Annotated in this window: 12 protein-coding genes; all 12 read right to left on the bottom strand. The window is 36.4% G+C overall.

Features of this window, described 5'->3' with window-relative positions; genetic code table 11:
• Positions 1 to 97 precede the first annotated feature (97 nt).
• Complete coding sequence (gene ftsH / locus MK395_RS08495) at positions 98 to 2,056, bottom strand: ATP-dependent zinc metalloprotease FtsH (RefSeq protein ID WP_042903093.1); 1,959 nt, start codon at positions 2,054 to 2,056, stop codon at positions 98 to 100.
• Positions 2,057 to 2,071: 15 nt separating this feature from the next.
• Complete coding sequence (gene hpt / locus MK395_RS08490; RefSeq protein ID WP_000889404.1) at positions 2,072 to 2,614, bottom strand: hypoxanthine phosphoribosyltransferase; 543 nt, start codon at positions 2,612 to 2,614, stop codon at positions 2,072 to 2,074.
• Between the two features lie 4 nt (positions 2,615 to 2,618).
• Positions 2,619 to 3,896: a tRNA lysidine(34) synthetase TilS gene (tilS, locus tag MK395_RS08485; RefSeq protein ID WP_268711664.1), complete on the bottom strand. Its 1,278-nt coding sequence runs from the start codon at positions 3,894 to 3,896 to the stop codon at positions 2,619 to 2,621.
• Entirely contained in the window at positions 3,893 to 5,161 is a 1,269-nt protein-coding gene (locus MK395_RS08480) for a serine hydrolase (RefSeq protein WP_049505003.1), read from the bottom strand. The genes tilS and MK395_RS08480 overlap by 4 nt, the downstream gene beginning before the upstream one ends.
• Positions 5,154 to 5,276, bottom strand: a complete 123-nt coding sequence (locus MK395_RS08475; RefSeq protein WP_000429343.1) for an SP_0009 family protein — start codon at positions 5,274 to 5,276, stop codon at positions 5,154 to 5,156. The genes MK395_RS08480 and MK395_RS08475 overlap by 8 nt, the downstream gene beginning before the upstream one ends.
• Positions 5,277 to 5,280: 4 nt before the next feature.
• The gene (locus MK395_RS08470) at positions 5,281 to 5,649 is read right to left on the bottom strand and encodes a septum formation initiator family protein (protein ID WP_000041922.1); all 369 of its coding nucleotides are present in this window, start codon (positions 5,647 to 5,649) and stop codon (positions 5,281 to 5,283) included.
• Positions 5,642 to 5,908 (bottom strand): RNA-binding S4 domain-containing protein, encoded by a 267-nt coding sequence (locus tag MK395_RS08465; protein WP_001234975.1) that lies wholly within the window; start codon positions 5,906 to 5,908, stop codon positions 5,642 to 5,644. Before MK395_RS08465 ends, MK395_RS08470 begins: the two co-directional genes overlap by 8 nt.
• Before the next feature lie 57 nt (positions 5,909 to 5,965).
• Positions 5,966 to 9,469, bottom strand: a complete 3,504-nt coding sequence (gene mfd / locus MK395_RS08460; protein ID WP_268711663.1) for a transcription-repair coupling factor — start codon at positions 9,467 to 9,469, stop codon at positions 5,966 to 5,968.
• Positions 9,470 to 10,039, bottom strand: coding sequence for an aminoacyl-tRNA hydrolase (pth, locus tag MK395_RS08455; protein WP_061453864.1), 570 nt, complete (start codon positions 10,037 to 10,039; stop codon positions 9,470 to 9,472).
• A 72-nt stretch (positions 10,040 to 10,111) separates the two neighbouring features.
• Positions 10,112 to 11,227, bottom strand: coding sequence for a redox-regulated ATPase YchF (gene ychF, locus MK395_RS08450; protein WP_001218702.1), 1,116 nt, complete (start codon positions 11,225 to 11,227; stop codon positions 10,112 to 10,114).
• Positions 11,228 to 11,311: 84 nt separating this feature from the next.
• Positions 11,312 to 11,506 carry a DUF951 domain-containing protein gene (locus MK395_RS08445; protein WP_000285178.1) on the bottom strand — a complete coding sequence of 65 codons (195 nt, stop codon included), beginning with the start codon at positions 11,504 to 11,506 and terminating at the stop codon, positions 11,312 to 11,314.
• A 64-nt stretch (positions 11,507 to 11,570) separates the two neighbouring features.
• Positions 11,571 to 12,707: a DNA polymerase III subunit beta gene (gene dnaN, locus MK395_RS08440; RefSeq protein ID WP_000581146.1), complete on the bottom strand. Its 1,137-nt coding sequence runs from the start codon at positions 12,705 to 12,707 to the stop codon at positions 11,571 to 11,573.
• Positions 12,708 to 12,830 lie beyond the last annotated feature (123 nt).

Genomic DNA, 12,830 nt, shown 5'->3' with positions numbered 1-12,830 from the left:
TTATCATCTAAGCCTGTACGAGGAGGGTCAACTATCAAGGCATCCGCTCGGTAGCCATCACATTAGAACATAAAAGAGAGGTTGAACCTCTCTAAATTTATTTTTCTTCACTCATTTTTGATTTTACTTCATCATAAGATAGTGCATGGGATTCCTCTTCTACTGTCTCAGGCATTTTCCCTGTTTCGTAAAGAGATTTAATCTGTGTACTATCTAATGTTTCGTATTTCAACAATGCTTCTGCAATCAACTTATGAGTTTCACGATTTGATTGGATGATTTCAGCTGCTTTGTTTCGTGCCTCATTTAATAATGAACGAACTTCCTCGTCAATCTCATAGGCTGTTTGTTCTGAAATTGATTTTTGAGGACTTTGTGCACCAAACATAGCATGATTACCTTCGTATTGAACTGGGCCAAGTTTTTCACTCATACCGTATTCAGTGACCATTGCACGCGCCATCTGTGTAGCTTGTTCAAAGTCATTTGAAGCTCCTGTCGTTTGGACATTAAAGATAATCTCTTCAGCTACACGACCACCCATCAAACCTGCTAATTGTTCTTTCATGTCTTCCTTAGATAGAAGCATTTGATCCTCTTTCGGAAGCGCAATCATGTAACCACCTGCACGTCCACGTGGTACAATGGTAACTTTATGAACAACACGGGCATTTGACAAGACTAAACCAACAATAGTATGTCCAGCCTCATGATAAGCAACCAATTCCCGTTCTCTTTGTGATACTGTTTTATCCTTCTTAGATGGTCCAGCAATCACTCTGTCTTCTGCCTCATCAATATCTGAAGCATCAATGACTGACTTGTTGCGACGGGCTGCAACCAAGGCTGCCTCATTTAGAACATTTTCCAAGTCAGCTCCCACAAAACCTGGAGTTTGTTGGGCAACTAGTTTCAAATCCACATCGTCTGCCAGAGGTTTATTTTTAGCGTGAACTTTCAAGATTGCTTCACGACCTTTAACATCAGGGCGACCAACTAAGACTTTTCTATCAAAACGTCCTGGACGGAGAAGAGCTGGATCTAGAACATCTGAACGGTTCGTCGCAGCGATAACAATAATTCCTTCATTTCCCTCAAAACCATCCATCTCAATCAAGAGTTGGTTCAAGGTTTGTTCACGTTCATCATTACCTCCACCAAGACCGACACCACGTTGGCGACCAACGGCATCAATTTCATCGATAAAGATGATGGCTGGTGCTGCTTTTTTTGCATCCTCAAAAAGTGAACGAACTCGGCTAGCCCCAACTCCGACAAACATTTCTACAAAGTCCGATCCTGAGATGCTAAAGAATGGAACTCCTGCTTCTCCAGCAACCGCCTTAGCAAGTAAGGTCTTACCTGTTCCCGGAGGTCCCTCTAAAAGAACACCCGCAGGAATACGCGCACCAAGTTTGGTAAATCGTTTTGGATCTTTTAGGAATTCAACAACTTCAACTAATTCTTGTTTTTCTTCCTCGGCACCTGCAACATCTGAAAATCGTACCTTGATATCTTCTTTGTTAGCAGCTTTGGCCTTGCTACGTCCAAAACTCATTGGATTTCGGCCACTATTTCCTCCCATATTTCCCATCATAGAGAATAAGAAGAAGAAAAGAATAGCAAATGGCACAACAGAGACAAGGATATTGATCCACATACCGCTTGAACTCTCATGTTTGACTGTTACTTCTGCCTGATGTTCAGAAGCAAGTTTTTGCAATTCTGAAACTGTTGAATCAGACGGAAGAATAGTACTTGAGAATCTTTCTACTGTTGTAGCTGTAGGAGTGAAAAATTGAATTCCCGTTTCTTCTTTACTAGTCTTAGGATTTTTATAAACACCAGACACTTCAATGATGCTACCATTTGGCTGATAGGTTAATTCTTTTACATTGTCTGCAGTAATTTCTTTTACCAGTTCTGTATAGTTAATTTTTTCGCTTCGTCCAGCAGTATTTCCAGAGTAAAAATACTGGAATCCTGTCACTAGGAAGAAGATAATTAACAAGTAGAGAAATGGATTTCTAACTAAACCATTATTTTGTTTTTTCATTAAAGATAGATCTTTCTAATTTGAATAAACTTCTTCTTTCAATACTCCGACATAAGGAAGGTTACGATAATTTTCTTTATAGTCCAAACCATAACCTACTACAAACTCATTTGGAATAGTAAAGCAAGTGTAATCCGCTTCAATTTCAACAACACGTCCCTCTGGTTTGTCCAACAAAGTCGCGATTTTAACAGAAGCTGCTTCTCTTGCAATAAACATATCTCTCAAACTCTTCAAAGTTTGACCTGTATCGATGATATCCTCTACAAATAAAACATGTCTTCCTTTGATATCTTGAGTCACGTCTTGTTTGATATTGATGACACCACTACTTGCTGTTCCACCATGGTAACTAGATACCATCATGAAGTCCATCTCGATATGCGTATCAATATGCTTAACCAATTCAGCCATAAAAGGAATTGATCCTTTCAGAATTCCAATAAGAATTGGATTTTTCCCCTCATATTCTTTTGTTAGTTGCGCACCTAGCTTTTTAGCTGCTTCTGTAATTTCATCATGTGAAACGAGGATTTTTTTAATATCGTGTTCTAACATCTTTTTACCTATCTATTTTTTCTATATAAATTACAGTGTTCATTATATCATTTTTCGTGTTTTTACTCAAATCACTGGTCGCAATTCCTAAAATTGAGACAATTTCTCCAAATTGCTCAATAATAGGGGTTGTTTTTCGTTTTTCAATAGGGATTTTCAAATCTATAAATAAGCGTCTCAATTTCTTTCGATGACCATTTAAGATAATAACGTCGCCAGGTTTTCGACCTCTAATCCGTATCGAAGTTTCTCGTGAAACATTTATTTTTTGAACAGACTCTCCTTCAATAGGAATACCAAAGGAAAATAAATAGCCCTTATGTCGAACTTGATTTTGATAGTGTAACACAAGTTCATCTTCCTTTTCATCAGCCTGAGGACTGATTTTGCAAACTCGAAAATGATGATACTCTTTTATCAATTCATAGCCATTTTTCAATGGATAACGATACTGGCTTTTCCTTGCTAAAATCTGTCTAACTTCATCAAACTGAGACTTCGTAAGATTTAAGTCTGGGAATTGATTGAGATAGTTCTGGAGCAAGATTCCTTGAGTTTGTTGAGAGTATGAAAATAGCTCATTCAAATCTTCCACATCAATCTGTTCAGAAAGTTCCATTATTGTTGCTTGGTAATCTGAAATTTCCCTTCCTAAATCTAAAAGGGCTGATTTAAGACGAGGATTTTCTTTTTCAAGTTCTGGTAAATACCTATTCCGAATGCGATTGCGAAAATAGGTATTTTCCTGATTTGTTTGATCTTCGAAATGAAAAATTGATGGAAAATCCTTTTTATGAAAAGGCAACAAGGGACGGACAATTTCAATATCATCAACTACTTGACTTTCTTTTATTCCCGTTAAATGACGTAGTCGACTTCCTCGAATCAAGCGCATCAAAATCGTTTCAACCTGATCATCTGCATGGTGGGCAGTGACCAAGGCAGTCGCTCCAACCTCTTTCATGATTTTCCTAAAAAAATTATAACGAAACTCTCGAGCACGCGCTTCTGAAAAGTCTCCTGAAAAGCTTGTGATATAAATAGGAAGTCCAGCTGAATCAGCTAACTTCCTTAGTTCATTCTCCTCCCAGTCAGACTCCCTTCTCTGCTTGTGATTGACATGTGCTAAAATCAACTCAATTCCCAACTCATTTTGATAAGTAGACAATAGATGGTATAAAAACATCGAATCCAGTCCACCAGACAGAGCTAATAAGACTTTCGAATGTTTTTTGAAATACTCTTTTCGGAGAAAATGATTTAAAAAATCCTGGTCCCTCATTTTAGAACCTCATAGACATCCTTAGCTATCTTAGCAATAGTATCATAATCAGAATTTTTGGTGAAAATGGAAAGAACAAAAGGAGAATCCGTATAAACAATGGCAGTGTCATGTTTAAACTCATCGGCATCTCCAATTTTATGAGCTACCTTAACCGAAACACCTTTTGCGATTCGTTGGTTGTCAAAATCGGTCTTACCTAGAGACTCTAGGACAAAACCATTCTGATTATAAATAGCTTCCATGACCTTTCCAGCCATTTTTGAAGAAGTTAGTTTATCATTCACATCCCAATCTTCGCCCATAATGGTGGACATTTTTTCTTTGAAAGCCCCGTCAGATTGATTGGTCACGTAATAACCTAAAATATTATGAGCAACATTATCAGACTCTTTTGTTACCTTGGTAATTAACTGTTGAAGACTGTAATCTTTGTTGTCTTCTTTTTTAGGTAAGCTACCACTACCTTCTGGTTTATAGGAACCAGGAAAACTATTTACTTCTGGGATATACTTGAAGCTGCTGTCTAGCGTATATTCCCCTTGATTTATCTTATCTTGAGCGTAATAAAGGTAGGCTAGTTTCAAGATGCTAGCTGCATAGAGTTTGCTGTCTTCATTCACCCCAGCCTCTTTACCTGTACTCAGTTGTTTAACATAAATAGAATAATTTTCATTCTGATAGTTGTTTGATAAAACTTCTTGAACCTTCTGGATGCGATTGTCTTCTTCTGAGGTGAACTCTTTTGATACCCATCCAACTTGATCGATATGAAGAAATTCTTGTCCTTCAGCAAAGAGAGCTCTATCCACCGTTACGCGTTGATAGGGAGAGAGGGATGAAGAAATTTCTTTAGTGTCATAAGGGCTGTTATAGATAACAAACCCCTGCTCCAACCATACTTGTCTATTTTGAGTTTGAACTTGACTTTGATCATAGATCAAACGCTTATCTGCAGGGATAAACTGGTGATTATCTAATTTAAAAACAGGAACACCTTGTCTATTCAAACGCCATTCTACTATTTTAAAGGCGGTTCCAGGAGTCAATTTACCAGACTCCTTGACAAGATCCTCATTAGCATAGACTGCTGTTTCTCCGTATACCATTGGGGATTCCAGAGTTTCTTTATAGTAGAATCCATAATCAGACTCAGTTAGATAATAAATTTCTTGCGAAGAGTAAGGAAGCTGTTTTTCTGTGCTAACTACTCTTGAGGTTATGATAAAAGCAGGTAGCAATAAAACTACTAAGAACTTACGCATTCTTCTCTTCCCTTTCTTCTTGTAATCGTAATAAATGGTTTTTAGCTGCCAATTCCTCTAATTTTTCATCTGATAAACTTAAAAATTGCTCAACAACTTCCAATAAATTTTCCATGACATTACCTCGGAAGCAAATCAGGAATTGTGTAAATTGCTTCTCGTTTCTTTGAGTAATAGTACTTGGCGCGTGCATACTTTGCTACATAGTCTTCATCTTTCAACTTTGCAGCAAAAGCAGATTCCTTATCCTTTTCGTCACTAAGAGTTTGGTACTGCTCTTTCAACTCTGTTAATTGCTGACGTCGTTGCAGTAACTGATCATAGCTTTGGGCCAAGTTATAAGTTGGTAAAATAAACAACAAGATCATCAAAATAAGGACCCAACCCATAAAACGATTTCGTTTTTGTCTCTCCTTCATCAGGTAACGACGACGTTGATGTTCATTTTGAATAAAAGAATTATTCATCTGTACAATATTTTTAGACATTTTCTTCTACCCGTGTTTCACTGAGAATTTCATACATGCCTGCTGCATCTTCTTTTTTTGTACTATCTTTCATTTCTAGTACTTTAACAAGCAACAACTTATTTCCAAAGCGAATTTCAACTTGGTCATCAACTTTCAAATCCGTTGAACTTTTGGCCAAAATTCCATTTACCTTGATTCTACCTTTATCTGCTACTTCTTTTGCGACTGTACGGCGCTTAATAATTCGTGATACTTTTAAATACTTGTCTAATCTCATTTTTATTACCTCAAATTATTATTGTACCATTTTTATCCTTTTTATAGAAGAAAAATGTTAAATGGGATTTGCTTCCTTTGATTCTTTTATCTCTAATAAACTTTCTCCAAAAATCAGCAAACCTTCTAAAATTTCATAATCCTTCTTGTTTCGGACATCAAATACAACTTCCATTAATCCCTTATTCTCAGCTATAGCTGCTTTTAAGTTCGTTGCAGATAAGGCTTTAAAATAATCTTGAGCCAAGAATAGTCGTTGAGTGACTTTTTCAAATTGAACTGTAATCTTGTTATCTTTTCTTTCCACACGTTCTACAAAGACCTTGTCCAAATATGACTTAACCAAACCAATCTCTAAAAGGTAGGCTACTACATCTGGGTATTCTCCAAATCGATCCATCAATTCTTCTTGTAGTTCTTCATAGTTGACACGATTGTCAATTTGACGAATTTTCTTGTAAATTTCAATCTTATGTCGTTGGTCAGAAATATAAGTGTCAGGAAGATAGGCGTCGATTTGTAAAATCAACTCAGCATTTCCTTTGATTCTTTTATTCCCATTACCGTTCCGTTTAGCAATAGCTTCCTCTAATAACTGTGAATACAATTCAAAACCAACAGAATCAATGAAACCAGACTGCGATTTTCCTAGGAGATTTCCTGCTCCACGAATCGAAAGATCTCGCATCGCAATCTTAAATCCTGAGCCTAATTCTGTAAATCCCTTAATCGCTTCTAATCTCTTCTCAGAAACTTCACTGATTGATTTTTCTGGACGATACATAAGATAGGCATAAGCGATGCGATTGCTACGACCAACTCTTCCTCTTAATTGATACAAGGTTGACAAACCCATATGGTCTGCATTTTCAATAAATAAGGTATTGGCATTTGGAATATCTACCCCTGTCTCAATAATAGTAGTTGTCACCAAAATATCATATTGTCCTTCAATAAAATCCAATAAAGTATTTTCCAACTGAATTTCACTCATTTGTCCATGAACATACCCAATAGAAGCCTCTGGAATCAACTCCTGTAATTCTGAAACCTTCTGGTCAATCGTGTCAACTTTATTGTAAAGATAGTAAACTTGACCTCCACGCTCCATTTCACGCAAGACAGCATCACGAATGACACTATCATTCTTCTCTAATACATAGGTTTGAACTGGATAGCGATTGGTTGGAGGAGTTTCAATAACAGACAAATCTCTGATTCCCAGCATAGACATGTGGAGAGTACGAGGGATTGGTGTTGCTGTCAAGGTTAGAACATCTACTTGTTTTTTTAGTTCTTTCAAAGTTTCCTTATGCTTAACACCGAATCGTTGTTCCTCATCAATAATCATCAAGCCCAAATCAGAAAACATAACATCTTTAGACAAAACACGATGCGTTCCAATCAAAATATCGACTTGACCATTCTTTAATTTTTCAAGTGTCTCTGCCTGCTCTTTTTTACTTCTAAAGCGACTCAACACATCAATATTAACAGCAAAATTTTGGAATCGTTCCTTAAAATTCGTATAGTGCTGTTGCGCTAAAACCGTCGTTGGAACTAGAACGACCACCTGTTTGTGATCATTGACAGCCTTAAATGCTGCACGCATTGCAACTTCAGTCTTTCCAAAACCAACATCCCCAACTAAAAGTCGATCCATGGGATGAGAATCCTGCATATCTCTCTTGATTTCCTCAATACTACGAAGTTGATCATCCGTTTCAACATAAGGGAAAGCATCATCAAAAGCATGTTGCTCATCATCATCAGCTGAGAAAGCAAACCCCTTCAACTGACTACGCTCAGAATAAAGCTTGATTAAATCGTCAGCTATATCCTCTACTTGGTTCTTAACTTTTTGCTTGGCCTTTTTGAAATGACCGTCATTTAATTTATTGAGTTTAGGAGGTTTACCATCACTTGAAACATATTTAGACAGTAACTGAATCTGCTCTACTGGGATGGAGATTTGGTCACCATTTTGATACTGTACACTGACATAATCACGGTGAATGCCTTGGATTTCAATTGTTTCGATTCCTAGATATTGACCAATTCCATGGATATGGTGAACAACATAATCCCCTTTTTCAAGTTCATTATAATCTTTTAATCGCTCTGCGTTTGAAGCATGTTGTCTTCGAAAACGACGTTTTAATTTCTTTTGAAAAATCTCATGTTCAGTAATCAAGAGAATTTTTTTATCTACAAAATGAAAACCATGTCTTAGATTACCCTCAATCAAGTTTACAGATTCTTTACAGATACTTGACTTATCTTTGGAATCCAATTTGATCTGATATTCCTCTAAAACATCCTCCAATGTTTTACTTCCCATTGAATTGCTAGACTGCAAAACAATAGTGTAGTCCATTTTTTTGTATCGCTCAATTTCTTCTTTTAAAAATGAAAATTGATTGAAAAACTCTTGCATGGGGTATTGATTAAATTGATAAATGTGATCAAACTTAAGATTTCCTAAGCCCTTTTGCAGATTGGAGAAAAAGGTAACTGGACTTTGTTTTTTATAGGTTTGCTCTGTATCTGCAAAATACTGCATCCCAGAAAATGATTTACCATTCTGTAAATCTTCTGTAAAGTATTGTGCTAATTCTCTTTCAAAGGATTCATACTGATTCATCAATTTTTGATAGTCATCAAAGAATACTGGTGTATCTTTTTCAATATAATCAAATACAGTCCATGTTTTATCGTAACATAAGGACAAAAACTTTCGACTATCTGAATGTACTTGTTTTTGATGAAAACTTGACAAAATCTCTTCCAAATATGATTTTAAAATTGGTGATAGAGTCTTTGAAATTTGCTTTTCTAAAGCTGACTGTCCTCGTTGATAATCTTTTTCTCTCAAAAGTATGTCGCTAGCTGGAAAGATAGTGAGATTTGTCTGATTTTCTTTCGATAATTGTGTTTCGACTTCAAAAGTACGAATACCATCTACTTCATCGCCAAAAAACTCGATTCGGAAAGGTTCTAACTGAGACATCTCAAAAATATCTAAAATGTCTCCTCGAATACTAAACTCACCTTGTGTCTGTACTTGAGTAACTTTTCGATATCCAATTTCCTTTAACCAGTGAAGTAGCTCGTGTTGGTCATATTCTTCACCAACTGCAATTTTTATAGTACTTTCTTTAAATCTAGTCGGAGAGGCTAGAATCAATCGACTCGCTGCGATATTACAAACTAAAATCCCTTTCTTAGACGAATCACTCAAAAAACGCAAGGCCTCAACCCGCGAAATGATTTTTTCTTGCGAAGACATCAAAAACTCTACCATAGGAGAGTCATCAACCAAAAAAGGATAGACAAATTCCTCTCCTAAGAGAGAAAGAAGATCACTGATAATTCGTTCTGCTTCTCCATAAGTTGAAGTCAGTAACACAATCTTATTTTCTTTTTCTAGACTGCTTGCAATTGCAATAGCCTTGGTAGACGTTGATAAACCAAGTATTAGTTGTCTTTTCTTATCTATCAGATTTTGATGCCATTTTTTTATCTGGTCCTTTTCTGAGAATAAATCTAATAAAGTCACCATTTAACCATTATACCTCTGCATTGTTTTCTCAAAGTTTTTCTCTTGTAAATAGTAATTTACAGCATCGTCAACCTTGTCAATAGACTGTAAAATACCCACATAGTCATCCTGATCAAACTTACTTAAAACATGATGAACAACCGACATGCCTTTTTTAGGTCTTCCAATACCTATTTTAACACGGTTAAAGACTTGAGTACCTATATGTTGAATTATAGACTTAATGCCATTATGACCACCTGCTGATCCCTTTGCTCTTAAACGAATTTTCCCGACTTCCATGTCAAGGTCGTCGTAAATAACGAGTAAATCTTCAATATCCAAACCATAGTAAGTCAATAAAGCATGAACCGCTTTTCCACTTTCATTCATAAATGTTGTTGGTTTGACCAGATAAATTTTTTCTCCATTGAGGAAAAAAGATGCTAGGTCAGCTTGAAATATCTTATCATGTGTAAAAGTGACATTTTGTTTTTTAGCTAATTGGTCAATCAACATAAATCCAACGTTATGCTTGGTTTCAAAATATTTATCCCCTGGATTTCCTAATCCAACAAGTAATTTAGTCATTTATTTTCCTTTCAAAAGCCAAAAGGGTTGGAATTTTTTTCCAACCTATTTGACACTATTTGTTAAATATTATTAGACATTAAAGCGGAATTCCATGATATCGCCATCTTGAACGATGTATTCTTTTCCTTCTTCACGTAAGCGCCCAGCTTCTTTTACAGCCTTTTCAGATCCATATTTTACTAGATCCTCATATGACATGGTTACTGCACGAATAAAACCTTTTTCAAAGTCTGAGTGGATAATACCAGCTGCTTGAGGAGCTTTCATCCCTCGCTTAAAGGTCCAAGCACGGACTTCTTTTTCACCAGCTGTAAAGTAAGTTCCGAGTCCTAGTAGATGGTAAGCAGCTCGAGTCAACTTATCAACGCCTGATTCTGTCAATCCAAGTGCTTCAAGAAACTCTTGCTTATCTTCATCATCCAACTCAGAAATTTCTTCTTCAGCACGCGCGGAAATAACTACTACTTCAGCATTTTCTGTCGCTGCAAATTCACGAATTTGCTTCACATATTCGATAGAATCTGGATCTGAAACTACATCCTCATCCACATTAGCAACATAAAGAACTGGTTTAGTGGTCAAAAGGAAGAGACCTTTGACAACCTTTTGTTCTTCATCTGTAAATTCAATAGTTCGAGCTGATTTTCCATCCTCAAGGACTGGTTTAATCTTTTGAAGGACATTAAACTCTGCCACAGATTCCTTATCTTTTTGGGTTCTTGCCATCTTTTCTACACGCGCATAGCGTTTATTAACTGATTCTAAGTCAGCAAGAATCAACTCCAGGTTAATAGTATCAATATCTGCAAGTGGATCCACAAAGGCGTCTTCACGTCCTTGCTCGCGCATCACATTTTCATCATCAAATGCACGAACTACGTGAACAATCGCATCTACTTCACGGATGTTGGCCAAGAATTTATTTCCTAAACCTTCTCCTTTTGATGCTCCTTTTACAATCCCTGCAATATCTGTAAATTCAAAGGTTGTTGGAACTGTCTTTTTAGGAGTAATCATTTCTGTTAGTTTTTGTAGGCGTTCATCTGGAACTTCCACCATCCCAACGTTTGGATCAATAGTCGCAAATGGGTAGTTTGCCGCCTCTGCTCCTGCTTTTGTAATTGCATTAAAAAGGGTTGATTTACCAACGTTTGGCAAACCAACGATACCTGCTGTTAAAGCCATAGTTTCTCATTCTCCGTTCTCATTTCAATCCCTAACATTATAACACAAAAAGGGAAAACTTGCTAACTCTCTAACTAAGGGTTCTTAGTCAATAATCTTATTCATTTTTCGTTCAAAATCATAGCGACTCATCATAACAAGGTGGTCGCAATTGCTACATTTGATTTTGATATCTGCTCCTACACGTGTAATTTCCCAACGATTGGCTTTTTTTCCTGTTGACTTAATTATACAAGCATGAGGTTTTTTCATTTCAACAAAATTTCCAACTTGATACATACTATTCTCCTTTTCTTTTTTGATTATATCATAAAAGAGGCGAGCCAGGCTCAACCTCTTTCACTTAATTTGTTCGAACTGGTGTAATGAGCTGCATGAAGTCTTCGTCAGTATCTGCTGGTACAAGAGTAAATGGACGAACTGCTGAGATAAAGCTAATAGTAACCTTTTCGCTATTTAAAGCCTTGAGGGAATCAATCAAGTAAGTTGGGTTGAAACTAATAGTCAAATCATCCCCGGTCACCTGCTCCGTATCGATTTCTTCGTTTACTTTACCAACTTCAGGAGAGTGAACATGAGCACTAACAACTCCACCTTTAATTTCAAGCTTCACAGTACCATTTTGAGTCGCACTTGATAAGAGGCGAGCACGCTCCATAGATTGACGCAAATTAACCACATCAAAAGTAATTGTAGTGTTAAAGTCTGTTGGAATCAAGCGATCTGTATCAGGATAATTACCTTCTAGGAGACGAGTGTAAAAGCTAATATTTTCGCTTCTAAAGAGGATTTGATTATTTGCAAAGAAAATCTCTACAGTTTCAATATCATCTGTAAATACCGCTGAAAATTCGCGTAGAGAACGACTAGGAATTACTACATCGAAATCATCACCATTTTTTTCAAGAGTCAATTTCTTTTGACTAAGGCGGTGTGAGTCTGTCGCAACTGTTTTTAGTTCTTTGTGTTGGCTCAATACAAAGTGAACACCTGTTAAGATTGGGCGACTTTCTTGCGTACTTGCAGCAAAAGCTGTCTCATTGATAATTTTCTTGAGTAGTTTGGTTTCAAGAACCAAAGGTGTGCTTGCTGAAATTTCTTGAATACGTGGGTACTGTTCGCTATCTTTTCCTTTTAGGGTAATTTCTGATTTGCCACTGGTTAAGACAATTTGTTTTTGTTCAATCTCTTTGAAATCTAGCGTTACATCTGGAAGACTGGATACAACATTGATAAAGAAAGAGGCTTCAAGAAGAATCGAACCTAAGGAAGTAATCAAAAGACCAGCATCTTCATTTTTTTGAGAAATGAAATTTTCAATGGAGATTTGCCCATTTGATCCAATTAAAGTAATCCCTTCATTGGTAACATCAATTTTGATTGTTGATAAAATTGGAATAGCATTTTTAGAGCTTATAGCTCGTTTTGTAGTATTTAAGGCCTGTAGAAATAAATTTTTATTAATTGAAAAATGAATCATGGATTCTCCTTTATTTATTTTTAGTATTAGAAAGTTAATAGTAATAATAGAGTGTGTGAATTCTGTGGAAAAACTGATTTCTATTTAGTAAATTCAAGCTTCTTAGCTGTTTAAAAAATGTGG

The sequence above is a fragment of the Streptococcus oralis genome, from assembly GCF_026782085.1.
Taxonomy (GTDB): domain Bacteria; phylum Bacillota; class Bacilli; order Lactobacillales; family Streptococcaceae; genus Streptococcus; species Streptococcus oralis_DA.
This window is presented reverse-complemented; position numbering and strand designations above follow the sequence as displayed.

Excerpts from the sequence above, each read along its gene's own strand:
- ftsH (WP_042903093.1), bottom strand. The coding sequence starts at position 2,056 with ATGAAAAAACAAAATAATGGTTTAGTTAGAAATCCATTTCTCTACTTG.
- hpt (WP_000889404.1), bottom strand. The coding sequence starts at position 2,614 with ATGTTAGAACACGATATTAAAAAAATCCTCGTTTCACATGATGAAATT.
- tilS (WP_268711664.1), bottom strand. The coding sequence starts at position 3,896 with ATGAGGGACCAGGATTTTTTAAATCATTTTCTCCGAAAAGAGTATTTC.
- MK395_RS08480 (WP_049505003.1), bottom strand. The coding sequence starts at position 5,161 with ATGCGTAAGTTCTTAGTAGTTTTATTGCTACCTGCTTTTATCATAACC.
- MK395_RS08475 (WP_000429343.1), bottom strand. The coding sequence starts at position 5,276 with ATGGAAAATTTATTGGAAGTTGTTGAGCAATTTTTAAGTTTATCAGAT.
- MK395_RS08470 (WP_000041922.1), bottom strand. The coding sequence starts at position 5,649 with ATGTCTAAAAATATTGTACAGATGAATAATTCTTTTATTCAAAATGAA.
- MK395_RS08465 (WP_001234975.1), bottom strand. The coding sequence starts at position 5,908 with ATGAGATTAGACAAGTATTTAAAAGTATCACGAATTATTAAGCGCCGT.
- mfd (WP_268711663.1), bottom strand. The coding sequence starts at position 9,469 with ATGGTGACTTTATTAGATTTATTCTCAGAAAAGGACCAGATAAAAAAA.
- pth (WP_061453864.1), bottom strand. The coding sequence starts at position 10,039 with ATGACTAAATTACTTGTTGGATTAGGAAATCCAGGGGATAAATATTTT.
- ychF (WP_001218702.1), bottom strand. The coding sequence starts at position 11,227 with ATGGCTTTAACAGCAGGTATCGTTGGTTTGCCAAACGTTGGTAAATCA.
- MK395_RS08445 (WP_000285178.1), bottom strand. The coding sequence starts at position 11,506 with ATGTATCAAGTTGGAAATTTTGTTGAAATGAAAAAACCTCATGCTTGT.
- dnaN (WP_000581146.1), bottom strand. The coding sequence starts at position 12,707 with ATGATTCATTTTTCAATTAATAAAAATTTATTTCTACAGGCCTTAAAT.